Source organism: Rhizomicrobium sp. (genome assembly GCA_037200985.1).
GTDB lineage: Bacteria > Pseudomonadota > Alphaproteobacteria > Micropepsales > Micropepsaceae > Rhizomicrobium.
In genome coordinates this window covers 249,404-274,499 of record JBBCGJ010000001.1, presented here as the reverse complement: position 1 = coordinate 274,499, position 25,096 = coordinate 249,404, and the positions used below count along the sequence as shown (strand labels likewise).

Sequence of the window (25,096 nt, the reverse complement as noted above, 5' to 3'; positions counted from 1 at the left end):
ACCTATCATATCGAGCGTCAATATGACGGAATAGCGGCATGACTCGCGCCGACATCTTCGAAAGACTGGGACTGGGCACGGTGCAGTTCGGTCAAGCTTACGGGATATCCAACGCGGCGGGCCGCGTATCGGCCGACGACGTCGCCGCCATCCTGCGCCGGGCGGCAGAAGCGGGCCTTCGCACGCTCGACACCGCAGCCGGCTACGGCGAAGCGGAGGGCGTCCTCGGCGCGCTCGCGGACGTGGCGGTGCCGCTGCGGATCGTGACAAAGACGATCTCGCTCAAGAACGGCCTCGATGCCGTCGTGGCGCGCGCGCGGCAATCGGTCGATAAGTTGCGGCGCAGGCCGGTCGACCTGCTTCTGGTCCATGCGGCGGCCGATCTGGCCGGTGCCGACGGCGACGCGCTGTGGAGCGCTCTGCTCGGCCTGCGTGACGAAGGCCTGTTCGGCGGGGTCGGAATCTCCGCCTATGTTTCGGACGACCCGGTGGCGCTGGCGCGGCGTTTCCACCCCGCGGCGATGCAGATACCGTTCAGCCTGCTCGATCAGCGCCTGCTGCTTACCGGCGCACTGGCAGCCATCAAGGATATGGGCGTCGAAATCCACGCCCGCTCGATCTTCCTGCAGGGCCTGCTGTTTCTTGGCGACCAGAAGTTCCCGCCGAAGCTGCGCGCCGCCGCGCCGCATCTGGCGGGTTTACGGGCGCGGATCGCCGACGCAGGATCGACCCCGCTGGCGGCCGCCCTCGCCTTTGCGCTCGGCCGTCCGGAGATCGACGTCGCGCTGGTCGGCGTCACATCGTTACGGGAATTCGAGGAAATTTTGGACGCGGCCGCCCGGCCCGCACCGGCCATCGATTGGTCCGCCTGCGCGCTGGATGACGACGTCGTCCTGACGCCGTCGCTTTGGTAAGGCTCAGGCGTAGGCCATCTGCAGCAGCGTCTGCAGGCCACGTACGTCGAGCGCCTCGGGATTGGTGTCGCTCGAATAGGAGAAGCCTTCGGGCACCGGTACCGCGCCGCGTGACAGATAGGCCTCGCGCGCCGCCGTGGCGAAGCTCGCCAGGATGACGTAGCGGTCCTGCATATCGACGGTCCAATGCGAATCGTCGGCTGGGATCATGGTTTCGTGCAGCTTCTCGCCTGGGCGGATCCCGACGATCTTCTGCGCCAGCGCGGGACTGATGATGCGCGCCAGGTCGGTGATGGTCGTGGAGGCGATCTTGGGGACGTAGATCTCGCCACCGCGCATCATCTCCATGCTCGACAGCACGAAGTTCACCCCCTGGGTCAGCGTGATCCAGAAGCGAGTCATGCGCGGATCGGTGATCGGAACGCTGTCGGCGCCGTCGGCGGCCAGCTTGCGGAAGAACGGCACGACGGAGCCCCTCGAGCCGAAGACGTTGCCGTAACGCACGACCGAGAACTTGGTCCCGTCCGAACCGGCCAGGTTGTTGGCCGCGACGAAGATCTTGTCGGAGGCGAGCTTGGACGCGCCGTAAAGGTTGACCGGATTGGCCGCCTTGTCGGTGGACAGCGCGATCACTTTCTTCACGTTGCGCCGAAGCGCCGCGTAGACGATATTTTCGGCACCGAATACATTGGTGCGGATACACTCGAAGGGATTGTATTCGGCGGTTGTGACCTGCTTGAGCGCCGCGGCATGCACGACGTAATCTACATCGCGCAGCGCCATGTCGAGGCGGTCGCGGTCGCGCACGTCGCCGATGAAATAGCGGATGAACGGATATTGCGTCATCGGGAATTCGAGCTGCATGTCGGACTGCTTGAGTTCGTCGCGCGAAAAGACGATGACCCGCCGCGGCTTGTAGCGGGCGACGACCGTCTTCATGAAGTGCTTGCCGAACGACCCCGTGCCGCCGGTGACGAGCACCGACTTGTCGTTCAGATCGAGCCAGGGCTGGGTGAAATCGCGGAACGCTACCGAAGGCTCGGCCGCCAGCGCCGGGCTTTCGTGGGATATCTGCGTGCGCGCCAGCGCGACGGCAGGCTTGCTCATGGCAAAAGGTCCTCTTCGACCTTTGCAGTCTCCCCAAACGTGCTTAACAAGTGGTTCCGGAAAGCTTCGAATTGCCGTCTAATTGTCGCCGGGGCGGGTATAATAGCGCTCCATCCCGGGATTTGGTCGCTTAGCAAAAGGTAAACGATGCGCATCGCAATGATCGGCACCGGTTATGTGGGTCTGGTTTCCGGCGCCTGCCTGTCCGAATTCGGCCACGACGTCACCTGCGTCGACAAGGTGGCGGAAAAGATCGCAGCACTGAGGCGGGGCGAGATCCCGATCTTCGAGCCCGGCCTGGAGCATGTGGTCGAGGCCAATGTCCGGGCCGGTCGGCTCAAATTCGAGACTGAGATCGGCGCTGCCGTGCAGGGTGCCGATGCCGTGTTTATCGCAGTCGGAACGCCCAGCCGGCGCGGCGACGGCCATGCCGATCTGTCCTATGTCTACGCTGCCGCGCGGGAGATCGCGGCCGCGCTCGACGGCTATGCCGTTGTGGTGACGAAATCGACGGTGCCGGTCGGCACTAGCCGGGAGGTCGAAAAGATCATCCGCGGCATCAATCCGGCGGCGGCGTTCGACATGGCCTCAAACCCCGAATTCCTGCGCGAGGGCGCGGCGATCGACGATTTCCGACGACCGGACCGCGTCGTGGTCGGGTGCGACACCGATCGCGCGCGTCAGGTGATGCGGGAAGTCTATCGGCCACTCTACTTGAATGAGACCCCGATGCTATTCACCAGCCGGGAAAGCTCCGAGCTCATCAAATACGCCGCCAACGCTTTCCTCGCGACAAAGATCACCTTCATCAACGAGATGGCGTCGTTGTGCGAGAAGGTCGGTGCCGACGTGCAGGATGTCGCCCGCGGCATCGGCCTGGACGGCCGCATCGGCAACAAATTCCTCCATGCCGGACCCGGCTTCGGCGGCTCATGCTTCCCGAAAGATACGCTGGCGCTGCTGCAGACGGCGCAGGAAGCCGGCGCGCCGTCGCGCCTGGTCGAGGCGGTAGTCGCCGTGAACGACGCGCGCAAGTTCGCGATGGCGGAAAAGATCGAGCAGGCGTTCTCGGGAGTCGCCGGCAAGACGATCGCCGTGCTGGGCCTGACCTTCAAGCCGAACACAGACGACATGCGCGACGCGCCGAGCCTCGTCATCGTTCCTTGGCTCCAGAAGGCGGGCGCCACGATCTGCGCCTTCGATCCCCAGGGCGGGCGCGAAGCTCACAAGCTGCTCAATATCGAATTGTGCGACGACGCGTATCACGCGCTCGACGGCGCCGACGGCGTCGTCATTTTGACCGAATGGAACGAATTCCGCGCTCTCGACGTCGGCCGCATGAAATCCTTGCTCAAGCGGCCGCTTATGGTCGACCTCCGCAACATCTACAATCCCGCCCAGATGGCGGCAGCGGGCTTCACCTATGTCAGCGTCGGGCGCGCCACCACCGGCTCCTGAACCGGCTCCGGCCGAAGGTTTCGCGCATTCGCGGGCCTACGACCTCGCTTTTGCCGCGCCGGTGGCCATGTTTTATGCCCTTGCGGTGGCCGGAAACGCCATCTTGGTCGCGCGCCAATGGCCGCACGTCAAAGGGGCGACCGAAGGGCTCCTGATCGCCAACGAAGTCGCGACTTCGCTGTTCTTCGGACTTCAGGCGTTCCTGTTCCTCGTCCGCCGGCTGCCCGTCGCAAAGACCCGAGATTTCTGGCCCCGCGCAGTCGCGGTCCTTGGAGCGAATTTCAATTTCACCTTGCTACTGTTGCCCCACGTCGCACTGGGCGCGGGCTGGGCAGGCCTTTCCTTCGCGCTGACGATGACCGGCATAGTGGGCTCTTTCGCGGTGCTGGCCTGGCTCGGGCGCGGCTTCGCCATCTTTCCGGAAGCTCGCGGCTTCGTCGCCACGGGACCGTACCGGCTTGTGCGTCATCCCCTGTACCTGGCGGAGATCGTCTCGATGCTCGGAATCATGCTCGGCTTTCGCCAGCCCTGGGCAGCGATGATCGTGCTCGCCACCATCGTGCTTCAAATCCGCCGCATGTCCTTCGAGGAAGACATCCTCGCGCGAACCTACCCGTCCTATTCCGCCTACCGGGACAGGACGGCGCGGCTTCTGCCCCGCATCTATTAGGTCAGGAAGCCGCGCTCGCGCAGATGGCTCACGATCGCCGCGGCGTGCGCCGCGGCCTCGCCGGTCACGGTCTCGATGTGCAGTTCCGCCTTCTCCGGAGCCTCATAGGGGCTGTCGATGCCGGTGAAATTCTTGATCTCGCCGGCCTTGGCTTTCTGGTAGAGGCCCTTGGGATCGCGCTGCATGCACACCTCTATCGGCGTATCGACGAAGACCTCGATGAACTCGCCGGTGCCTACAAGCTCGCGCGCCATGCGCCGCTCCGAGCGGAAGGGCGAGATGAACGAGACCAGGACGATAAGGCCGGCGTCGACGAACAGCTTCGCCGCCTCCCCGACGCGGCGGATGTTTTCGACGCGGTCGGCATCGGTGAAGCCGAGATCGCGGTTGAGGCCGTGACGGACATTGTCCCCGTCCAGCAGATAAGTGTGGCGCCCTTCGACGAACAGTGCGCGCTCCACGAGGTTGGCGATGGTGGACTTGCCCGAGCCCGAGAGGCCGGTGAACCACAGCACGGCCGGCTTCTGGCCCTTCTGGCCGGCACGGGCGAGCTTGTCGACGTCGAGCGCCTGCCAATGGACGTTGGTGGCGCGCCGGAGGCCGAAATCGATCATGCCGGCGCCCACCGTCGCATTGGTGGAGCGATCGATCAGGATGAACCCGCCCATGTCGCGGTTGTCGCGATAGGGATCAACCGCGATAGGCTGCGACGTCGAGAAATTGCCGTAGCCGACCTCGTTAAGCTGCAGCGTCTTGGCGGCGTGCTGATCGAGCGTATCGACGTCGATCTTGTGCTTGAGCGTGGTGACCGTAACGGGAACCATCGTGGTCGCCAGCTTGAGGAGGTATTGGCGGCCGGGCAGCAATTCGTCCTCCGCCATCCAGAGGAGATGGGCGGCGAACTGGTCGGTCACGTCCGGCCGGGCCGCCGGAGCGCACAGCACGTCGCCGCGCGAGATGTCGACCTCGTCGTCGAGGACGAGCGTAACCGCCGCGCCCGCTATCGCCTCCGTCAGATCGCCGTCGATGGTGACGATGCGCTTGACGGTGCTGGTGCGGCCCGATTTGGCGACCGCGATGGCATCGCCCTGCGCGATGCGTCCGCTCGCCACCGTGCCGGCGAAGCCGCGGAAATCGAGGTTGGGGCGGTTGACCCATTGCACCGGAAAGCGGAACGGCTTGGCCGTGAGCGCGGTGTCGACATCGACCGTTTCGAGGTGATCGAGCAGGACGGGACCGTCGTACCAGGGCGTGTTCGCGCTTCTGGCGATCACGTTGTCGCCGAAGCGCGCCGAGATCGGGATCGGCACGACGGTGAAAAAACCGAGGCGTTCGGCGAACAGCGAAAATTCGCGCACGATGGCGTCGAACCTCTCTTTCGAGAAGCCGACAAGGTCGATCTTGTTGATCGCCAGGACCACGTGGCGGATCCCCAGCAGCGAGGCGATATAGGCGTGGCGGCGGGTCTGGACCAGCACACCCTTGCGCGCATCGATCAGGATGACCGCGAGCTCGGAGTTCGACGCGCCGGTCGCCATGTTGCGCGTGTACTGCTCGTGGCCCGGCGTGTCGGCGACGATGAACTTCCGCTTGTCGGTGGCGAAAAAGCGATAGGCTACGTCGATGGTGATACCTTGCTCACGCTCCGCTTCGAGCCCGTCGACCAGCAGCGCGAAGTCGATGTCGTCGCCGGTGGTGCCGTGCTTCCGCGAATCCTTCTCGAGCGTCGCGAGGTGATCCTCGAACAGCAGCTTGGAATCGTAGAGCAGCCGGCCGATCAGCGTGGACTTGCCGTCGTCGACGCTGCCGCAGGTCAGGAAGCGCAGAAGCGACTTCTTTTCCTGGGCGGCGAGAAACTGCGAAAGGTCGGTGGGGGTATTCACTAGAAGTACCCCTCCTTCTTCTTCTTCTCCATCGACGACTTCTCGTCGGAGTCGATCAGCCGGCCCTGCCGTTCCGAGGTGCGCGCGGTGAACATCTCGGTGACGATGCCTTCCAGGGTGTCGGCGCCGGAATCGATCGCGCCGGTCAGCGGATAACAGCCCAGCGTGCGGAAACGGACGAGCCGGTTTTGGACCTCCTCGCCGCTGCGGAGCTTCATCCGATCGTCGTCGACCATAATGAGCGTGCCGTCACGTTCCACCACCGGACGCTTCTTGGCGAAGTAGAGGGGCACGATCGGGATGCGCTCGGCCATGATGTATTGCCAGATGTCGAGCTCTGTCCAGTTCGACAGCGGGAAAACCCGGATGCTCTCGCCCTTGTTGATGCGTGTGTTGTAGACGCGCCAAAGCTCGGGGCGCTGGTTCTTCGGATCCCAGGCGTGATTGGCGTTGCGGAAAGAGAAGATGCGCTCCTTGGCGCGGGATTTCTCCTCATCGCGCCGCGCGCCGCCGAATGCCGCGTCGAAACCGTATTTGTCGAGCGCCTGTTTCAAGGCCTCGGTCTTCATCACCTGGGTATGAAGCGACGAGCCGGAATCGAAGGGATTGATGCCGCGCTTTACGCCATCTTCGTTGACATGGACGAGCAGTTTGAGGCCGAGGCGCTTCGCCGTCTCGTCGCGGAACTGGATCATCTCGCGGAATTTCCAGGTCGTGTCGACATGGAGCAGCGGAAAGGGCGGCACGCTGGGATAGAACGCCTTCATCGCCAGATGCAGCATCACCGAAGAGTCCTTGCCGATCGAATAGAGCATCACCGGATTGGCGAACTCGGCCGCCACCTCCCGCATGATGTGGATGCTCTCGGCCTCGAGGCGGCGCAAATGGGATATTACAGGCATATTGGTGGACAAAAACTTGGACCCCAAGGAGTTGGTGTGAAATATGCCGCGCGCGACGCCAAAGCAAGGGCGCCTAATTCAGCGTCTTGATCTGGAGCGGCTCGGGCGGCGATTCCAGCGCGACGGCGAAGCGGATGCGGCCGACCGACCGCCCGTCGCCGGTCGTGATGTTGACCCGCCAGTCCCCTGCCCGAGGCTTGGATTTGATGGAATAGCCGCGATAGCCAGCATCCCGGCCGCCATGGATCGGAAAACTGACCCTAGAGAGCGGGATCCAGCGGCGCTTCACGGGATCGAACCATTCCCATTGATGCACGATGGTGGTCTGGAGCCGCCCGGGCGCGAAGACGGCGGCATAGAGGTAGAGCTTTTCGCCGGGCGTCAGATGCAGCATCGGTGGCGCCCCCCAATAGGTCGTCCAGGGCTGTGGCTCCTCCATGACCTGGTAGGCGTTCCCGACCTTCTTGGCCGAATGGTAGATGCCGGCGTCGGCGAGCGCGAGCGGTAAGGGCGGCAGGATCTTCACGAAGTAGAACAGGTTGACGGCCGCCGTCACGGCAAGCACGCCGCCTGCCACGTAGAGGCGCACGGACCGCCAGCGGTCGCGGCCGAGCCAGCGCAGGACGTCGGCGTAGAACCAGAACGTGGCGAGCGCCAGGACGCTGCTGGCGATGAAGGGGACCGTTCCTATGGTCGCGATCACCACCGGCACGAGCAGGATCGCGTAGGACAGCAGCGCAAAGAAATAGAGCAGCAACGACAGGGCGAAGCGGGTCGCGTACTGCTTGAAAACCTCATTGCCGATGAAGATGCCCGCCAGCACCAGAAGATAGGGCCAGGAGGCCCATAGCGACGCGCTGCGCAGGTAAAAGACGCAGAACCCGCTCAACAGACAGCCGAGCGCGAATTGCGTGACGGCGGTCAGGACGGTGCGAGTCCGTTCGGAGGGCTGACGCTCCGGCGGGCGCGACTCGAGAGCATGCGAGGTTGCAATCGCGACACCTGCCACCGCGAGATAGGCAAGGAAAACGATGTGCGTCGACGCGTGATCGATTCGCCCGAAACTGTAGCTGTCGAAGGCAAAGCCGCCGACCAGCGACGCGGCCGACAGATGCCGCTCATACTGATGGGCAAAGGCGATGACGGTCTTGATCGGCTGCATCGGCACGACGGAAAGCCGCGGCCGGCTGCCGTCGTCGGAATTGCGCGTCTGGCCCATTTCGACGAATGCCGGCAGCGGTTCCGCCGGATTGCCCCAAGATCAAATCTTCGGGCCGAGAGTTTCAAAATGCAAAGGGCGCGCGGCCAATAATGTCGGACGCGCGCCCTCGCAAAACGAATTCGATTGGCTCAGAGGTGAGTCGCCGTCGTCGTGCTGCTCGACGAGCCATTTCCATTGCCGCTCGCCACAAGGCCAACGCCAAGCGCCACGAAACCGACGCCGGCAACCCAGACCCAAATAGGCGCGCGAAGAGCGGCTTCCTTGACGCCCGCCGCCTTGCCCGGCGCGAGAGCAGGATGGTCCGCGCCTGCGGCAAATGCACCGACCGAGCTGGAAACAAGAAGTGCTGCTGCCAGTGCCAAAGTGCCCAGCTTCTGCGACATGAACCGTCCTCCACCAAAAGGTGATAAATGGATACCGTGACCCCGGATGTGAGTCAATCAAATCAACGCATTAAACGCCAGTTTGGCTGTTGCGGCAGTGCAACAGATGCGGAATTTCCATTGGCCGTCGCCACGATTTGGAACGATTTTCCCAGTCCCACATGACGGGTCAATTGTTTAGCCGCCGCTCCCAAGCGAGTGCCGACCGCACGATTTCCTCGATATCGTCGTGTTGCGGCGTCCAGCCGAGGGTGGTCCGAATGCGGGTGGGATCGGCGATCAGGGTGGGCGGATCGCCGGCCCGGCGGGGGCCCTCGCGTACCGGAAGCTTTGCACCGGTGACCCGTTCCACCGCGGCAACGACTTCGCGCACGCTGCGGCCGCGGCCATAGCCGCAATTGTACGACGTCGACGCCGCCCCGCTCCTAAGGGAATCCAGCGCCAGGATATGGGCGCTGGCGAGATCGGTGACATGGATGTAGTCGCGCACCCCGGTGCCGTCGGACGTGGGATAGTCGGTGCCGAAGATGTCGAGATGAGGAATACGGCCGAGCGCCACCATGCAGGCGCGCTTGATGAGATGGGTCGGCACGCGCGACACCTGACCGGTCCGGCCCGCCGGATCGGCGCCGCAGACGTTGAAATAGCGCAGCACGATGTGGCGCAGGCCGGTGGCCCGCGAGACATCCTGGAGCATCCACTCCATCATCAGCTTGGAGCGCGCATAGGGGCTGATCGGCGCCTTGCGCTCGTCTTCCGCGAGCGGCTGGGCCGCATCGTCCGCGTAGACCGTTGCGGTCGAGGAAAAGATGAACGACGTCACGCCGCCGGCGACGCAGGCTTCGAGCAGGTCGCGCGAGGCGACAACATTGTTCTTGTAATACCAGAGCGGCTCGGAAACAGACTCCGGCACGACGATCGAGCCCGCAAAATGGATGACGGAATCGACCCTGTGGGTTGCGATCAGGTCACGCACCAGCGCCTGGTCGCCGGCTTCGCCCTGCACGAAGGTCGCGCCATCGCCGACATGGCTGCGCAGGCCGGTCGAAAGATTGTCGAGAACCACGACATCGTTGCCGCGATCCAGGAGTGCGAAGACCGTATGGCTTCCGATATAGCCGGCGCCGCCGGTGACGAGAACGCTCACGAATTCGCCGCCGGCCTGTCGGCTGCGCGGCCATAGGCGTCGTCGTAGCGAACGATATCGTCCTCGCCGAGATAAGAGCCCGACTGAACCTCGATGAGACGGAGCGGTTGCCTGCCCGGGTTTTCGAGCCGATGCCTGGCGCCGAGCGGAATGAAGGTCGATTGATTTTCCTGCAGAAGGAATACCTTGTCGTCGCAGGTCACCTTTGCGGTGCCCTGGACCACGATCCAATGTTCGGCGCGCTTGGCATGGCTCTGCAAGGAAAGCCTGCCGCCCGGCTTCACGATTATCTGCTTGACCTGATAGCCATCGCCGGCGTCGATGCCCTGATAACTCCCCCAGGGCCTGTAGACGACCTTGTGCTCGTGGAGTTCGGCGCGATCGGCCAGCTTCATCTGATCGACGATCGCCTTCACGTCCTGCGCCCGGCGCTTGTCCGCGACAAGGACCGCGTCCTCGGTGACGACCACGACCAGGTCCTTCACGCCGACGAGCGCGGTCAGGCCCTTTTCGCTACGCACGAAGGAATCGCGAGCATCATGGACCAGGACATCGCCCTGCAGGACGTTGCCGTTCTCGTCGCGGCTGCGCAGCGCCCAAAGCGACGACCACGCGCCGACATCGCTCCAGCCGAACGAGCACGGCACCACCGCGGCCTTGTCGGTCTTTTCCATGACCGCATAGTCCAGCGAGATGTCCTTGACCTTCTCGAACGCGTCGGCTCCCAGCCGCACGAAATCGAGATCGCGGCCGGCGGAGCCAAGTGCGGCCTCGCAGGATTCGACGAGCCCCGGCTCCAGACGCCGCATCTCCGCGATCAGCACGTCGGCTCGGAATATGAACATGCCGCTGTTCCACAGATAGTCTCCGGAGGCGAGATAGCTCAGCGCCTTTTCGCGATCCGGCTTCTCGGCGAAGCGCTTGACCGCGTCGACGCCGGCGGCGATGTGTTCGCCCCTCTGGATGTAGCCGTATCCGGTTTCGGGACCTTCAGGCGTCACGCCGAAGGTGACGATGCTGCCCTGGCGGGCGGCTTCGGCGGCGCGCGCCACGGCGGCGCGAAACGCTTCCTCGTCGGTAACCACATGGTCGGACGCGAGAAGAAGCACCACACCGGACGGATCCTCCGCCGAGACCAGAAGCGCCGCGATCACCGCAGCCGGCGCCGTATTGCGTCCGAAAGGCTCCAGCACGATCGCCTTCGGCGCCACGCCGATGACCTGCATCTGCTCGGCCACCAGGAAGCGGTGACCCTCGCTGCACAGCAGGATCGGCGGCTGGGCGTTCGGAACCTGGGCCCTCAGGACCGTGTCCTGGATCATCGTGCGCGCGCCGTTGAGCGCCAGGAGCTGCTTGGGCAGCGCCGCACGGGACAGCGGCCAAAGCCGGGTGCCGCTGCCGCCAGAGAGAATGACTGGAAATAGGGATACGACAGAGTTCATTTGCCCGTTCCGAAAGCGCGCCCTTTCATATCATATCGCGAAATCGGCGGCGACGAACGCCGTATTGTGGCTCGATTTAACCAAAAACGGACATTTCGTCCCTATAGCGCGTAGCTGACGGCGAGTTCGATGGAAGCCTCGAACCCGCGATCCGGCCTCGGCTGGTCGTCTTGGAGCCGACCGGCCAGGACGAAATCGACATTGCGGAACGGCACGGCAACGCGGACCTCGCCCAAATTGATGTGAACCGGTGCGGACGTCACGACATTGCCCAGGGTGTTGTTGGGGTTCGACACCGCTGCATGATGGAACGAGACCGTGTAGTCCCACCCGTCGGAATCGCGCCAGGCGCTCTGCAAGGTCAGCAGGGTCGAGTCGCTGTCGAGGCTGAAGCCGAGCGTCCGCCCGCGGTACCGCATGCCGTCCGGATAGCCCCCGTTGTTGTAAGCGAAGCCATGTTCGACGTCGCCGAAACTGAAGATGTTCAAGGTCGGAACGCTGTCCGCATATTCGGCGGTCAGCCGAACCGTGGTGCCCGCAACGGGAAGCCAGTAACTGGCGCCGAACAGGTGGCTCGTGGTCGAGTGCGTGATCGGATTCGAATCCTCGTTCATCAACTGCATGTAGACTTCGTAGGGCGACCGATCCAGCAGTCCGCTATACTTGATGTCGATAACGCCCTCGTCATTGGTGTGGTTGAGATGGGTGTTGTCGTTTGAGAATTCGAAATAGTACTTCAAGGGGACGCAGGGATGACCCTCACCGCAGAGCTCCTGGGTGCGGGAAAGCCCGATTTCCAGACCCGGCAGCGGATTGAAGGTGACGCGCAGCGCATTGTAGAGCGTGTTGGTCGCGATACGGCTGTCGTCGAGCCAGCCCACGAAAAACTCCATCTGCCACGGTCCGATCCACGACAGCCAGGGCGATTCAAAGGCGCTGGTCTCGTCGCGCGCGATGCCGATCTGCGGTATGGGGCGCGCGTTGTTGGAGAGCGACAGCGCCGACGTCCAGCCCGGCCCCCACCAATGGGTCAGATAGCCCCCATAGACGACGGCGCCCCCGATCTTCTGGGCGATATAGCTGTTGTCCGGGACAAAGGCGGTGCGGCCGGTGTGCGCGTGCAGCTCCGCGCCGGCCGACAGTCTGATCGCCGTGGTCGAATCCATGTATTCGCCGGACAACTGCCCGACGGCCGTTTCGCGTCCGAGCCCATCGAACCCGCGCACCACGCTGGGATCGTTCGTTCCATCCAGGTCAGCCTGAAACCGTACTTCGCCGAAGCGCATCTGCGCTTGCGCCACATGGGACACGCGATCCGCGGCATCGCGAACAAAATCCGGCATATCCGCAAGCGTATCGGAATCGCGCAGCCGCGTCAGGATGCTGGCCCAGGGAAGCGGCCACTGCGTCGTGATACCGTCGATGACATGCGCCGCCGACAATATCTCGATATCCGAACGAAGTTGGGAATCGCCGACTTCGGCCCAGGGCGATGCCTGGGACGCTACGGCCGTAAAAATGGAGACAAGCAGGCAAACGGGCACGAGCCAATGATTTCCGCGCATCACGCCCTTCTCCGAACCCCAAATTCGCAAGATGCCGCGATCCTAACCGATCCTGCAGTGCACAAAAAGTCTGAACGGCATATTCTTTGGGTGCACGTGATGGTTTCGCGACGGACGGCAAGCGAGACCGGCAATATCAACAACGATGTCGCAACGAGACGGCAGGTTCAAGCGCGGCACCGCTGAAACAGCGTGCGGTTACACGTCGCGCGTTCGGTTCTCACCCCCGGTCAAACACCCGCTTTGGCGCCGACGCGAAAGTCGTCAGCGCCGCGCCCATTGGCACTCCTCCCCGGCGGGCGAACCGCCGCAGTGGGCAGCATTCCAGAACCGCAAATATGGACGCTCCCAATACTCTGTGCGAAGAAGGTTACCACATCAGCTCTCGGAGTCCGGTGCCAGATGGCAAGCTTCAAGCCTGTTCGCAAAGCAGTATTTCCCGTGGCCGGTCTAGGGACCCGATTTCTGCCCGCCACCAAGGCCGTGCCCAAGGAGATGCTGCCGGTGGTGGACAAGCCGGTCGTGCAATACGCCGTCGAGGAAGCGCGCGAGGCCGGAATCGAACAGTTCATCTTCGTTACCGGACGCGGAAAGCACATTATCGAGGACCATTTCGATCACGCATACGAGCTCGAATCCCTGTTGAGCGGCAGCGGCAAGACCAAGGAGCTCCAGGGACTGCTGGAGAGCCTGCCCAGCAGCGGCGCCGTATCGTTCACGCGGCAGCAAAAGCCGCTCGGACTGGGGCATGCGGTGTGGTGCGCGCGCCACCTCGTCGGCGACGAGCCGTTCGCCGTCCTGCTCGTGGACGATCTGTTGGTCGGCTCCCCGGGGGGCCTCAGCCAGATGCTGAAAGTCTATTCCGAGGTGGGTGGTGGCATCGTCGTGGCGGCGGAGGAGAAACCGCTCGAGGAGACCCAGCGCTACGGCGTCATCGCGCCCGGCGCGGTTAAGGGCAGTGCGGTCGAGGTCAAGGGAATGGTCGAAAAGCCGAAGCCGTCCGAGGCGCCGTCGCAGCTATGCATCATCGGCCGATACATCCTGCCGCCGGAGATATTCACCGAGCTGGAGCGCCGCAAGAAAGGCTCCGGGGGCGAAATTCAGCTGACGGATTCGATGGTGCGCCTCATCGGCCGCGTCCCGGTCCATGCCGCGAAGACAAGCTGCACCCGCTACGACTGCGGCGACAAGGTCGGTTTTCTGCAGGCCAATATCGAAGTCGGCTTGAGCCGACCGGACATAGCGCCGGCATTGCGCCTGGCGCTCAAGCTTCCTGGCTGATCAAGCCCATCGGCAAACGGGTCCGTCGCCCTGATAACCGGAAAAGACACTGCCTGCCCGGCTCAGCGAAGCGCCACGAGAGCAATCAGGCAAGCAATCTTTCCAGACACTGTTCGAATTGCCGGCCGCTTGCCGACGCCGGCCAAATCTAATTGTTGTTGCCCAGAATCGAGAGCGACGCCGCCGTGACAGCCAACTGACTGGTAATCTGGGTAATATCCTTCAGGACCTCTGTCCAATCGAACGGGCGCAGGTCGCGGGGAACGACGATCGTGGCACCGGGCGGTATGCGCCCGCCATTGCCGAAGGAAAGCCAGCTGTCCCCGCGAGGCGTGGCACTCCCATCCGGCAGCACGATGAACGTGCTGCCCGCGTCCGCCGACTGCGTGGTGCCGCCAGCCATCCGGATATACTCGTCGACCGTCAATCCCGACTGGTATTGGAACGAACCGGAGTTCAGAACTTCTCCGGATACCGTCACGCTTGACGGCCGCTTCGGCAGAAAGAGCGCGTCGCCCGGCTGCAAGATGACGTCCAGTTCGGGCTTGGCTGCCAACACCGTCGGGTCGGCCGTCACCACGATGCGCCCCAGGGTCGGAGTGTTGCGGAGCCGGTCCGAGAGCTCAATCAGGAAGTTGAGATCCGTGGACGTATCCTGCTGCTGCTGCTGTCTCGGCGACGTGGCCAAGATGGCCAACTGGCTCTCGATTTCACGTGCGGCGCGGTCGTTTCCCTGACGCTCCGTTATGGCCGCCTGCTTGCGCGTAAAAATGGCGCCATAGGGATAGGCAACTTCGGTCAACCCGCCCGCGCGTTGCAGCAGGGACGACAGCCGCTCCTCGCGCGTGATGTCGAACACACCGGGGAAGCGCACCTGCCCCGATACGGTGACGGTTCCACTATCGCGATCGGAGAAGATCGGGTGAAGACGTATGACGTCCATCGGCCGGACGCGCGTGTTCGCGAATGTCACATCGTTCATCGCAAGCAGCTGCCTGGTCGTTTGGGTGCGCCCCTGGAGCTGGTCCACCTCCGTGGATGTCACTTCGACGGCTGACAAATCCGCGCGCTGCGTCACGCCGCCGCCATTCTGGATCATGTCCGAAAGCGTCGTGCCCTTGGCGGCGAGATAAGGCCCCGGTGCGTATACCTGATCGAGCACCCAGACGAGGTTGTCGCCCGCCAATGAGACCAGTTCAGCGGATGTGACGCCCAGCGCCTTCGCCAGGCGCAGGGCGACCTGCGCGGGCGTCTCGCTGCGCTCCTCGGTCGTGACCGTATCTATGCCGCCCTGCTTGCGCTGAATGTCCGCCGCCTGAGCGATTGCCGCCGTCTCCGGCGACAAGGTCAAAGATCTGTCGGAATCGCGGGCTGCCGACGGCGGACCGCCCGTTGTCGTCGGGGGAAGCGGGGTGACTGGCGTCGCCGGTGCGACCGCACGGCCGCCAGCCGCGTTGGGCGCACGCCCTGGAAGATTGTCCAGATTGGCGAAGGGATCGAATCCGGAATTTAAATTCTTCGTGGCCTCTCGCGCGAGCGCCCTGACATCCTCATTGGTGAAGACGTACACCATGTCCGATGACTGAAGCGCGATCGAATCTCGTCTGGCGATGGCGCCGATGAGAGAGAACGGCAACAGCCTTGTCGCGTTCGTGACCGGCTCGCGGCGCACGATAACAGCGAACGGTCCGTATGCATTCGCCATAAGATCGTTGGTGCTGGTGACGAGATCCGACACGGTGCGCGCCGACGATATCGGACGGATCTGCTCCAAGGTGACCGCTCCCCTGAGCATCACCCTGCCGAGCCCGGCATTCCTGCCCAGTTCGACGAACAGTACTTCGCCGCTCCGCACGAAAGATCCCTGCTGCACAGGGATAAGCGTCGTGCTGCCGTCGCGGTCAAGGCTGGTCTTCGACAGGTCGAAGGAGCCGCTGATCTCGACCCCGCCCGCCAGCCGGACGAGCGCCTGCGCGCTCGCGCCCGCGGCTCCGCCCGCAAGTTCGTAGATGCCGGGCTTGCGGACATAGCCCGCTATGCCGACAGTGGGCCCGAGCGGAGGAACATAGATGCGGTCGCCGTCCATCAGGCGGCCGAGCCCGCCGGCCGATCCCTGCGCGATGATGGAGTATAGGTCGATAATCCGCCGCGTGCCGTTTCGCAGCAATTGCACATTGCGAAGGCTGCCGGTCTTTGCGATGCCGCCCGAGAGAAGGATCGCGTCGAGCGGCGTCGCAAGCGAATTCACGATCCTGGGACCCGGTGAGCGCACATCGCCGGTGACGACGACCGAGAACTGGTGCAATTCCCCGAGAGACACGAAGACTTGCGTCGAAATGTAGGCACGCGAGACGAGTTCCTTGAGATCGCGCCGAAAATCGCCGAACGACCGCCCGGCGGCCATGATGGGCGGAAGCTTTGGAAGCAGAACCCGCCCGTCGCGATCGACATAGACCTTGAAGTTATCGTTCTCCTGGCCGCGGAGCGCGATTTCAAGCCGGTCTCCCTGCCCGAGAACGAAGTCGTCCGAAACCGCGCCGGTCTGCGCAATCGACACTTGCGACGGCACACCCAGAAAATCGTACCCGAATTGCACCATGGGACGGCCGGCGCGGTTGGAATACAACTCTTCGAGACGCGAAGGGGGCGAGGACGGCTGGAGCGGAATGACCGGTTGGTAGGTACGGACCTCGGGCCTGGGCGGCTCGTCCGCGGTCGAACCACGCGAGGGAAGATGTTGCAGGGCGCGCAGATCGTCGGAACTTAAGCCGGCGCCGGCGTCCTGCGCCACCGCAATCTGAAAAATCTGCAATGCCAAAATTGCCGCGATCGCGGCTACGACCGACACCGGACGCACCAACACGCCCCGGCCTCGCCTCAGCCGAATCATGAATACCTTCAACATGCAGCTACAGCCCGCGACGTGCCCGCCCCAGTGCCGAGCTTATTGCAATTGCGCGCGTGAGTCATACTGACGAGCGGGCCCATTCGCAAGCAAATTGTCAAGCCGATATGGTAGCTTGCAGCCGGATCGCATCAAGTTTGCCGTCGCCTTTTTTTTCGAATTCATAGTACCAACTGCGCGCAATGTGGCGCTGTCGACGATCCCTGACTAGGCTCATCGGCGGCCGCCTGTTGTCATTTGAACCTGGGACTAGCGATTCGCGTGCAACGATTGCTCACGCCAAGATGCCCTCCGGAGGAGCGATCCCAGACGTGACTGGATCCAAGGGAGCGCGCGCGCCGATCGGACATCCGCTCCGCCGGCAACCATCGAAATCGCGTCGAAGGCAGAGGCGTCGCCGGCCCGCCAGAGGACGCGGCGCGATCGGGCTGACCATCGCCATCGCCGCGGGATTATCGGCAAACTGCCTGTATTGCGCGTCCGCTGCGGCGGAGTCGCGGGATTTTACAACGCGCACCACGTTCGGCGAAGTCGGCATATTGGACATGCCGAGCGCCTTCATGGACGATGACGGCAAGCTGTCTTTGACGCTGTCGGCGGTCGGAAACGGAATCCAACACTTCAACGGCGATTTTCAGGTATTGCCGTGGCTGGACGTGTCCTTCCGCTACAGCCGTGCGGGCAAGCTCCCCGGCTCGACATCGGCCTATTACGATCGAAGCTTCGGCTTCAAGGTCAGGCTTTCGCGCGAGACCGAGTCCTTGCCCGAACTTTCGCTCGGCTTCCGCGATGCGTTGGGAACGGGCATCTACAGCGGCGAGTACCTCGTCGCCTCCAAGCATTTCAACGATCTCGAATTCACGCTGGGCGCCGGCTGGGGGCGTTTTGCCGGGCGCGCCGCGTTCAACAATCCGTTCGGCGCCATCTTTCCATCCTTCAATGTCCGACAAAACCTGAACACACTCACTGGCACCGTCGCCTTCGGTCAATTCTTCCACGGCCCGAAGGTCGGCTTGTTCGGCGGCGTGGTCTGGAAAACGCCGATCGACGACCTGGACTTCCTGCTCGAATACAGTTCCGACAATTACGCCCTCGAACACAAAACCGTCGTGAACGCGACCAGCCCGGTCAATGTGGGCTTTGCCTATCACCTCTTCGACGTTTCGACGATTTCCGCCGGGTGGTTCTACGGGACGACCTATGGCGTGACGGTCAACCTGAGCATGGATCCGGCGATACCGGCTTCGCCCTTCAGAGTCGGCCCGCAGGTACCCGCGCCGGCGATACGCTCCGACATGGATCAGGCCCGCGCCCTCGACGTGCTTCTGGCTCGGACACGGCAGCCCGCCGGCGTCGCGGCGGGCGCTCCCTGGGTGAAGCTTCCGGCGACAGCCGACCGCGACGACGCCGCGCTGACGAGCGCCATCATCAGCGAAAACCGATCGGTTCACGACGTTGAAGTCGTCGGAAAGACCCTCATGGTGGACTCGCGCGACAGCCGGTCGTTCGGCGGCCAGTGCGAGCGCTATTCGCTGATCGCGGCGAACTTCCAGGTTCCGGTCTCTTCCGTGGCGGTCACGAATCTCGGCAACGGCGGCGCCGACGTAACCATCTGCGCGGTCGCGCATGATTACCGCCGGCTTGCCAGAACATTGCAGCGCGCCGACGGCGATATCGACGACGACGGTCCCTTGCCATCGGGCGCGGGCCAGTCCGAGAGAGCGATCCGCGAGCATGTGGCGCTCCAGGCGATCAGGGTCGAAGCGCTTTCGGTCGAGCGCTCGGTGGTCTGGCTGTATTTCTCGAACGACACCTATCGGGTCGAGGACGAGGCGGTCGGCCGGATGGCGCGCGTATTGATGGCGGACGCTCCGCCAAACGTGGAAGTGTTTCACATCGTCTCGGTCAAGCGCGGAGAGGCGGAACGCGACTTCCAGATCGCACGCTCGAGCCTCGAGCGGGCGATCGCGACCTACGGCTCCTCCGTCGAGCTCGGCCACGCGCTCAGTCTCCAGGCGCCGCCGCTCGCCAACCCGATCCTGGCGCTCGGCCAGCAGGATACCTACCCCAGACTTCATTGGGCGATCGGCCCGGGCCTGCGTCAGAGCGTATTCAATCCCAACCGACCGCTCGAGGTTCAGGTCTTTGCCGCGCTCAACGTGGCGTTGGACGTGACGCCGACCATCACGCTCCAGAGCAGCATCGAAGCCAACGTCTACAACAATTTCGATCTCACGACGCCTGCCGACAGCCAGCTGCCGCATGTCCGCACCGACATCGTCCAGTACTATCGCCACGGCATCAACGGAATCGCGCAGCTCGAGGCCGACTATCATCGGCGTCTCGCCAGAGACATCTACTTCGAGGCGCGGGTGGGCTATCTCGAGAGCATGTTCGCGGGCGCGGGTCTGCAGATGCTGTGGCGGCCCGACGGCGAGCGTTTCTCCATCGGTGCGGACATCTATCAGGTCTGGAAACGCAATTTCGATCGCCTCTACGGCCTGGACGACTATCATGTGGTTACCGGCAGCGTGAATGTGTACTACCAATCGCCGTGGCACGATCTGAACTTCAACGTGCATATGGGCCGCTACCTCGCCGGAGACTACGGCGCGACGTTCGAGGTGACGCGCCGGTTCGACACCGGGGTCGAGATCGGGGCCTTCGCGACCTTCACCAACGTGCCGTTCTCCAAATTCGGAGAGGGAAGTTTCGACAAGGGCCTCATCTTGAAGATACCCTTCGAATGGGCGCTGCCATTCTATAGCCAGTCCGCCTACAATCTGACGCTACGGTCGCTCACCCGCGACGGCGGCCAGCGGCTCGATGGAGACGATTCGCTCTACGATGAGACGCTCGCGACCAGTTATGGAGAAATCCTTGGCCAGTCCGACGACGTCATCGCTCCGTAAAGCATCCGGTCGGCGGTCGCACCGGCGCGCGTTTCCCGGCGCGGCGATCGCCGTCTGCGCGTTGCTGGGCGCGTGCAGTTCCGAAGGCGCGGGGGATTGGTCGAGGCTGTTCGAACTGGCCCGCAGCTCCTGGGAAGACCATTCGCACCTGCCGCTAAGCACGGTGGCGGACATTCCCTACGCGACCATGGGTGTGCGCATCGGCGACGACCCCGAACAAATGCTCGTGCTTGCCACCGACACCGACGGCGAGCAGCTCTGGACCACGTCGTCGAGAGTTGCCATCAGCACGCGCCGCGGCCGCATTGTGGCGACCGCCGGCCTTCCGAGGAATCTGACGGCCTACACGACGGCAGATCACCAGGACTCCTGGCTCGTGCCGCGAACATTCGCCTGGCATGCGGATCTGGCGGACATGGGGCAGTATTCGGTCCGGATCGATTGCACGGACACGCCGGGACAGCGCGAGACGATTTCCATTCTCGGCGCGCCGCTCGACACCGTTCGGGTCGACGAGACGTGCAGGAGCGACGCCATCGGCTGGTCTTACGCCAACACCTATTGGGTCAGCCGGTCGACGGGCTGGGTGTGGCGGTCCATCCAGCACGTTCATCCCGGCATGGAAGCCTTGGAGATCGAAATCCTGCGACCGCCCCTGTCGGCGCAATGACGGCCCGTCGATCGCATCTTCGGCAGAACGCGGCCCGCTCCGCGATCTCAGGATGCCGGGCTCTGCCCGAGGAACACCAGATTTCCTGTCCTGTCGCGATCGAAAAATGTCAAGACGGTGCGCATACCGCGGGGCGGCCAGACAATCGAGCCGGTGCCATAAAGAAAGTGCGTTCCAAACGTCACTGCGCCGATCGATCCGTTCGAAGCGTTCACGATCTCGAAGTAAATCTTCTGACCGGGCAAGACGTTCGTTGGGTTCGCCAGTACCATCGGCTTCGAATCGAGAACCGCGAGAATTCCATAGCTTCCCTGCGCGCCATCGAAAACTACTGCGCTGTCGAAGATCAAATTGAAGGGACCGCGATCGAGGACCCCCAGGTCGGGCGTCTGATAATCGATGTTCCTGTATGTCGAAAAGCCATTCTGTCGATCGCTTATGAATGCCTTGACGCCGTTCCAGTTCTTTGCGTTGTGGATGGCGATGCGCTGATTGTTCGGATTGTCCTCGATCTGGATTCCGATTGTATCCGCGCAGGTGCTGCTGAATTCCCACGCCTCGATGGTCAGGCCGGAGACGCCATCCACATCGATTCCGATGGCATTCCTGGGACCGCAACCCTGCATCTCCTCGTGCAGGCCGAAGAAGGCGACAGTCGCGAGATCGCGCTGCCCGCGGATCGCGATATTCGCATAGCCGAGGCCCTGGTTCTCAGCCGTCAAGTGGAAGAAGTTCAAACTTGCGGCCGAACTGCGCGGCGAGCGGTCCTCGTCGATCAGAACGTTCTCTCTGGCGCTGCGGTTCACCCAAACGTTCGTGAACAGTATCGGCCCCATCCCTTCGGAAACGCCGCCATTGGCGTTGTGGATTCGCAGGCCCACGGCCGGCGACGCATAGATAAGAACGTTCTGCAGACTGCTGTTTGCGAACACCGAATTCATCCGCACGAGCGCGTCCGACACGCTGCCGCCACCGACGATGTCGATGTCGCGCAGGGCGAAGAATTCCTGGCCGGCGGCGCAATTGGAGATCATGTCGACGGCGTTGAGCGACGGGCCGCCGAAGATTTGCGTCGCCGTCATCGAGACGCCGGATAGCGTGACGTTGTTGTGCAGACATATGGCTCTGTCCAGCCGGAACCTTCCCCTTCCGGCCGTGACCGCCCCGCCATATACGCCGCCCGATTCGGCGGCGGCAACGGTGTCGGCTGCCGCAATGCCGACGCTGCTGTCCTCTTCCCCGGTTGGGTCGGCACCACAATTCTCGATCGGCTGGACGCCCCGCTGGACCTGCTCTCTGGTCCAGCGCCCCGGTCCGGCCGACGGCGCGAAGACATTGCACCGATCCGGTGGGGCGGTTGACGCAGGATCGAAGCGAAAGTCTCCGCCGCCGACGCCTCGGCCCGGCATGTAGGATGCCACATGGGCAAATTGGACGGGGCCGGCAGCCACGCCCGGCGATCGCAGGCTGGAAATATCGGATAATTGCAGATACGACGAAGACGGTGGAGCAGCGGACGCCGGTAAGGCAGGCAAAAGCATCAGGCCGAACTGCGCCAACAGCATGAGCAACATGCTCGGCTTCGTCCCGTAATATTTTACGGCCTTCGCGCGGGCTCGGTGCAATGACATTCCTGCTACCTCTCTTTGGCGCGGTTTCGCACGACGGCCCCGACCTGACGAAGATCGAGCAACCCGATGCCCTGCGCCACGGCCAAATAGAGGGCGCAAGCCAGCAAACCTCCGACCGCGAGGCGCGTGAAGGATAACGCCATGAAAGGCAGGTGCAAGACCGCCAGTCGTGCGGCGATCACGGCGACCAGGCCGCCGCCCAATGCAAGGCCAAGCGGCGCGGCATTCATTCGCAGGCCGAGCTTGCGGCATTGCACGATGTAACAAGCGGTCAGAAGAGCCTCCGTTGCGAGATCGATCACCGCGGCGCCCACGCCCTTGAAAAAGTATATCGCCACCAAATTGCCCGCGGTGTTGAAGACGGCTGCCATGCCGATCAGCGTCACATAAATCTTTTCCTTGCCCCAAACCGGCAACGGATTGCCGTAGAGCAAATTCTGCGAAGCGAAAAAGACGACCAAAATCTGAATTCTAAGGATGGTCGCGACACCGGCGAAAGCCGATCCGAACGCGAAGGTGAGGACGTCATCGGCAAAGACCCAGACAAACAGAATCATAGGCACTGCGACGAGGTTCATGGTCCTGGCATAGGCGAAGCTGGCGTCCTGCATTTGTTCGCGATCGCCCTTGCTGCGGGCCAGCGTGGGAAGAAAGGCTACGGAAATAATGACGATGGTCGTGTTCACCAACAGGCGAACCCTGAGGGCGGATGCGTAAAGGCCGACAGTGGCCGGATCTGCGAAGAATCCCAATATGGTCGTGTCGATGCCGGCATAGATCGAGATCAAAAACGTGGAGGCGATGAATGGAAGCGCCTGCCGCCAGATTTGCAGCAATATGGAACCGCGAAGCGTGATGCGGGGCGGCCCGTTCTCGAAGACATAGCTCAGAAAGAGCCAGCCCCAATTGACGACCTGGGCGGCGACGAGAACGACGGCCGTCACGACGACGTCGCCGGCGGACCTGACGAAAAGCGCGGCTCCGAACAGCGACAGAAGCGCAGCCCCGGCTTCGCGCATGGCCAGGAATCGCATCTTCTCCGTGCCCTGGTACACGAAAGTGAGATTGATGACGGCTCCGAAGATCGTGAGCGCATAGACACTTAAGACCGCAACGTCTTCCCACCCCGAGGTCCGCGTTTTTCCATAACCGATCGCCGCATAGAGCAGCAGGCTGAACAGGGCGATCGGAATGCGGGCCGAAAGGATTTGCCCGGTCGTGCGATGCGCGTTCGGCAGATCCTTCGCGACGTCGCGCGTGCCATAGACCTCAAAGCCCTGCGCCACGAGCGCGATGAAAAAGGCCGACAGAGCCATGGCGAAAGCGACGATACCGAATCCGGATGGACCCAAGCGCCGCGCGACGATGGCGTATGTCAGAAACAGCGACCCGACGGAGATCGTGCGTCCGGCGAAAAGCCAGATCGTGTTGCGGTGGATGCGGCTGGATGAGGTCATCGACGTCCGATCGGTACGGCCGGGGCGGAAATCCGTCCAGCCTGACTGCCCGCATTGTCACAGTCCGCGACGGCGAGATGAAATCCACCCGACAGTGTCGTTGCAACGGCGCCGCGGCCTAGGCGCTTTCGGCCTCCGATTCCGTCCAGTAATCCGGCCAGGCCAAATACCATCTGCGCATCGCCGCGCCCATTCCGATCAGACACCAAAACCAGATACCCCCCATGGGACCTTCCAGAAAGACACCGAGCGACGCGCAAGCAAGGCTCGCCAGCACATAGGCGGCTAAAGCCATGAAAATCGATGCCCATATGTACCGCCGCTCGCGCACCGCCCGCAGTTGCGCGGAAATGATCCCGTGGAACCACACCCCCAGCATCGCGATCCAAAGAGCCAATCCGACGAAGCCCATCCGCGCGAGGATCGTCACGGTGCCATTATGGGGGCTTCGATCTTCTTCCACCTTGAATGGAAGGCCCTTGAGCGCCAGGGTCTCGCCGAAACCCAGCCCGTTAACCGGCGCGTCCGTCCATACTTTGTCGACGAGGAAGGCCCAGAAGATCAAGCGCCAAGTAATCGAACCGCTGTTACGGTCCTCTCTGCTTATATGGCGCAAATCGAAGTGGAAGCCTTCCGAGATCGAAGTCACTTGGGCCACGAAGGCGTCAACGGAAATCTCGCGACGGTTGATCAGCGTGACTTTTGCGTCCGTAATCCATAGCAGGGCGATGATCGCGGCCAGAAGAAGCACCGCCTTCATGATGTGCCGCCGTACCGGCGCCAGCACGGCCGTGAGGCTGAGAGCCGCCATCGCTCCCACGGCGGCCGCTCGCAACTCCGCGGCGCAAGCCACGGCAAACATGACGATCGCCACGACATAAGCGGGCGAGAGCGAAATGACACCCCCCATCAGGAACACGGAAAGTCCGACGAAATGGACCATTTCCTGGTCGAAGAGGGCGAAGATGATCGGAACGTCTGTCCCGGGCCATTGCGGCAGCACCGGCAGGAGGAACTGCGTGCAAACGAACACGACCGGAAACGCCCAGATGGCAATATATGCGAGCCTCTGAAAATAATCGATCAGCCGACGCGGTTCTCTTTCATGCGAAGCCAACGCATTGGCTACGATGAAGGCGAAACTCCCATATGCCCAGATGACGGAATCGCGAAGCGCGTCCATTCCGAAATGCAGGCCCGGTATCGTCCGCCATGCACCCCAAGCCATGTAAAGGGCGATGAATAGCAAAAGACGGTCGCGAAGCAGGTCGAGCAGGTTGGCTGTGCGCAGAAAAACGATGATTCCGATCACCATCGTCACGTCGCCGATGAAGAGGGGCTTGATACCGACATAGGCGAAGCCTTTGCCAGCAACCGCGTATCCGGTAAGCACGAAATAGAGCAGGGTCATATAACGGGCGTTGATCGCCGCGCCCTTCGCCTGCGCGTTCCCGAATTCACCCGAATAGGTAACGCTCATCCAGCTTCCTGCCGTGTCGGCGGATTCGAAATGGATCTCATCCTACCGCGCCGCCTCAAGCCGCAGC

General features: G+C 62.9%; 19 protein-coding genes. 7 read left to right on the top strand and 12 right to left on the bottom strand.

The features are described from left to right. Window positions 1-38: 38 nt before the first annotated feature. The gene (locus WDN01_01345) at window positions 39-914 is read left to right on the top strand and encodes an aldo/keto reductase (protein MEJ0024645.1); all 876 of its coding nucleotides are present in this window, start codon (window positions 39-41) and stop codon (window positions 912-914) included. A gap of 3 nt (window positions 915-917) precedes the next feature. On the opposite strand, the gene pseB is transcribed toward WDN01_01345, so the two are convergent. Then, window positions 918-2,021, bottom strand: a complete 1,104-nt coding sequence (gene pseB / locus WDN01_01340; protein ID MEJ0024644.1) for a UDP-N-acetylglucosamine 4,6-dehydratase (inverting) — start codon at window positions 2,019-2,021, stop codon at window positions 918-920. Window positions 2,022-2,168: 147 nt separating this feature from the next. Here pseB and WDN01_01335 point away from each other — a divergent pair, with 147 nt between their 5' ends. Both WDN01_01335 and WDN01_01330 read left to right on the top strand, forming a co-directional pair. Beyond that, window positions 2,169-3,479 (top strand): UDP-glucose/GDP-mannose dehydrogenase family protein, encoded by a 1,311-nt coding sequence (locus WDN01_01335; GenBank protein ID MEJ0024643.1) that lies wholly within the window; start codon window positions 2,169-2,171, stop codon window positions 3,477-3,479. Continuing rightward, the gene (locus tag WDN01_01330) at window positions 3,445-4,149 is read left to right on the top strand and encodes an isoprenylcysteine carboxylmethyltransferase family protein (protein ID MEJ0024642.1); all 705 of its coding nucleotides are present in this window, start codon (window positions 3,445-3,447) and stop codon (window positions 4,147-4,149) included. The genes WDN01_01335 and WDN01_01330 overlap by 35 nt, the downstream gene beginning before the upstream one ends. On the opposite strand, the gene cysN is transcribed toward WDN01_01330, so the two are convergent. The 7 genes from cysN to WDN01_01295 all read right to left on the bottom strand — a co-directional run bounded on the left by cysN (window position 4,146) and on the right by WDN01_01295 (window position 12,354). Beyond that, window positions 4,146-6,032, bottom strand: coding sequence for a sulfate adenylyltransferase subunit CysN (gene cysN, locus WDN01_01325; protein ID MEJ0024641.1), 1,887 nt, complete (start codon window positions 6,030-6,032; stop codon window positions 4,146-4,148). The genes WDN01_01330 and cysN overlap by 4 nt on opposite strands. Next, window positions 6,032-6,934: a sulfate adenylyltransferase subunit CysD gene (gene cysD / locus WDN01_01320; protein ID MEJ0024640.1), complete on the bottom strand. Its 903-nt coding sequence runs from the start codon at window positions 6,932-6,934 to the stop codon at window positions 6,032-6,034. Before cysD ends, cysN begins: the two co-directional genes overlap by 1 nt. A gap of 73 nt (window positions 6,935-7,007) precedes the next feature. After that, the gene (locus WDN01_01315) at window positions 7,008-8,153 is read right to left on the bottom strand and encodes a DUF2914 domain-containing protein (GenBank protein ID MEJ0024639.1); all 1,146 of its coding nucleotides are present in this window, start codon (window positions 8,151-8,153) and stop codon (window positions 7,008-7,010) included. A gap of 131 nt (window positions 8,154-8,284) precedes the next feature. Then, window positions 8,285-8,539: a hypothetical protein gene (locus WDN01_01310; protein MEJ0024638.1), complete on the bottom strand. Its 255-nt coding sequence runs from the start codon at window positions 8,537-8,539 to the stop codon at window positions 8,285-8,287. Between the two features lie 169 nt (window positions 8,540-8,708). Continuing rightward, window positions 8,709-9,686 (bottom strand): UDP-glucose 4-epimerase GalE, encoded by a 978-nt coding sequence (galE, locus tag WDN01_01305; protein MEJ0024637.1) that lies wholly within the window; start codon window positions 9,684-9,686, stop codon window positions 8,709-8,711. Further along, window positions 9,683-11,128: a mannose-1-phosphate guanylyltransferase/mannose-6-phosphate isomerase gene (locus WDN01_01300; protein ID MEJ0024636.1), complete on the bottom strand. Its 1,446-nt coding sequence runs from the start codon at window positions 11,126-11,128 to the stop codon at window positions 9,683-9,685. The genes galE and WDN01_01300 overlap by 4 nt, the downstream gene beginning before the upstream one ends. A 101-nt stretch (window positions 11,129-11,229) precedes the next feature. Further along, window positions 11,230-12,354: a capsule assembly Wzi family protein gene (locus tag WDN01_01295; GenBank protein MEJ0024635.1), complete on the bottom strand. Its 1,125-nt coding sequence runs from the start codon at window positions 12,352-12,354 to the stop codon at window positions 11,230-11,232. On the opposite strand from WDN01_01295, the gene WDN01_01290 reads away from it, so the two are divergent. Then, window positions 12,247-12,879: a hypothetical protein gene (locus WDN01_01290; protein MEJ0024634.1), complete on the top strand. Its 633-nt coding sequence runs from the start codon at window positions 12,247-12,249 to the stop codon at window positions 12,877-12,879. The two genes, WDN01_01295 and WDN01_01290, sit on opposite strands and share 108 nt — an antisense overlap. Before the next feature lie 216 nt (window positions 12,880-13,095). Continuing rightward, on the top strand, window positions 13,096-13,974 hold the full coding sequence (gene galU, locus WDN01_01285; GenBank protein MEJ0024633.1) for a UTP--glucose-1-phosphate uridylyltransferase GalU: 879 nt from the start codon (window positions 13,096-13,098) through the stop codon (window positions 13,972-13,974). A gap of 148 nt (window positions 13,975-14,122) precedes the next feature. Here the strand turns inward: galU and WDN01_01280 are convergent, their stop codons facing one another. After that, the gene (locus WDN01_01280; GenBank protein MEJ0024632.1) at window positions 14,123-16,879 is read right to left on the bottom strand and encodes an SLBB domain-containing protein; all 2,757 of its coding nucleotides are present in this window, start codon (window positions 16,877-16,879) and stop codon (window positions 14,123-14,125) included. A 182-nt stretch (window positions 16,880-17,061) separates the two neighbouring features. Here WDN01_01280 and WDN01_01275 point away from each other — a divergent pair, with 182 nt between their 5' ends. Both WDN01_01275 and WDN01_01270 read left to right on the top strand, forming a co-directional pair. Then, entirely contained in the window at window positions 17,062-19,791 is a 2,730-nt protein-coding gene (locus WDN01_01275; GenBank protein ID MEJ0024631.1) for a YjbH domain-containing protein, read from the top strand. After that, window positions 19,760-20,461 carry a YjbF family lipoprotein gene (locus WDN01_01270; protein MEJ0024630.1) on the top strand — a complete coding sequence of 234 codons (702 nt, stop codon included), beginning with the start codon at window positions 19,760-19,762 and terminating at the stop codon, window positions 20,459-20,461. The genes WDN01_01275 and WDN01_01270 overlap by 32 nt, the downstream gene beginning before the upstream one ends. Window positions 20,462-20,508: 47 nt before the next feature. Here the strand turns inward: WDN01_01270 and WDN01_01265 are convergent, their stop codons facing one another. The 3 genes from WDN01_01265 to WDN01_01255 all read right to left on the bottom strand — a co-directional run bounded on the left by WDN01_01265 (window position 20,509) and on the right by WDN01_01255 (window position 25,029). Further along, entirely contained in the window at window positions 20,509-22,035 is a 1,527-nt protein-coding gene (locus WDN01_01265) for a hypothetical protein (protein MEJ0024629.1), read from the bottom strand. Between the two features lie 62 nt (window positions 22,036-22,097). Further along, window positions 22,098-23,549 (bottom strand): flippase, encoded by a 1,452-nt coding sequence (locus WDN01_01260; GenBank protein MEJ0024628.1) that lies wholly within the window; start codon window positions 23,547-23,549, stop codon window positions 22,098-22,100. 118 nt (window positions 23,550-23,667) lie between these two features. After that, complete coding sequence (locus tag WDN01_01255; protein MEJ0024627.1) at window positions 23,668-25,029, bottom strand: O-antigen ligase family protein; 1,362 nt, start codon at window positions 25,027-25,029, stop codon at window positions 23,668-23,670. Window positions 25,030-25,096: the final 67 nt, after the last annotated feature.

What these genes read in the sequence shown, in the direction of transcription:
- WDN01_01345 (MEJ0024645.1), top strand. Translation starts at nt 39, where the DNA reads ATGACTCGCGCCGACATCTTCGAAAGACTGGGACTGGGCACGGTGCAG.
- pseB (MEJ0024644.1), bottom strand. Translation starts at nt 2,021, where the DNA reads ATGAGCAAGCCTGCCGTCGCGCTGGCGCGCACGCAGATATCCCACGAA.
- WDN01_01335 (MEJ0024643.1), top strand. Translation starts at nt 2,169, where the DNA reads ATGCGCATCGCAATGATCGGCACCGGTTATGTGGGTCTGGTTTCCGGC.
- WDN01_01330 (MEJ0024642.1), top strand. Translation starts at nt 3,445, where the DNA reads ATGTCAGCGTCGGGCGCGCCACCACCGGCTCCTGAACCGGCTCCGGCC.
- cysD (MEJ0024640.1), bottom strand. Translation starts at nt 6,934, where the DNA reads ATGCCTGTAATATCCCATTTGCGCCGCCTCGAGGCCGAGAGCATCCAC.
- WDN01_01315 (MEJ0024639.1), bottom strand. Translation starts at nt 8,153, where the DNA reads ATGGGCCAGACGCGCAATTCCGACGACGGCAGCCGGCCGCGGCTTTCC.
- WDN01_01310 (MEJ0024638.1), bottom strand. Translation starts at nt 8,539, where the DNA reads ATGTCGCAGAAGCTGGGCACTTTGGCACTGGCAGCAGCACTTCTTGTT.
- WDN01_01300 (MEJ0024636.1), bottom strand. Translation starts at nt 11,128, where the DNA reads ATGAACTCTGTCGTATCCCTATTTCCAGTCATTCTCTCTGGCGGCAGC.
- galU (MEJ0024633.1), top strand. Translation starts at nt 13,096, where the DNA reads ATGGCAAGCTTCAAGCCTGTTCGCAAAGCAGTATTTCCCGTGGCCGGT.
- WDN01_01280 (MEJ0024632.1), bottom strand. Translation starts at nt 16,879, where the DNA reads ATGTTGAAGGTATTCATGATTCGGCTGAGGCGAGGCCGGGGCGTGTTG.
- WDN01_01275 (MEJ0024631.1), top strand. Translation starts at nt 17,062, where the DNA reads ATGTGGCGCTGTCGACGATCCCTGACTAGGCTCATCGGCGGCCGCCTG.
- WDN01_01265 (MEJ0024629.1), bottom strand. Translation starts at nt 22,035, where the DNA reads ATGTTGCTCATGCTGTTGGCGCAGTTCGGCCTGATGCTTTTGCCTGCC.
- WDN01_01260 (MEJ0024628.1), bottom strand. Translation starts at nt 23,549, where the DNA reads ATGACCTCATCCAGCCGCATCCACCGCAACACGATCTGGCTTTTCGCC.
- WDN01_01255 (MEJ0024627.1), bottom strand. Translation starts at nt 25,029, where the DNA reads ATGAGCGTTACCTATTCGGGTGAATTCGGGAACGCGCAGGCGAAGGGC.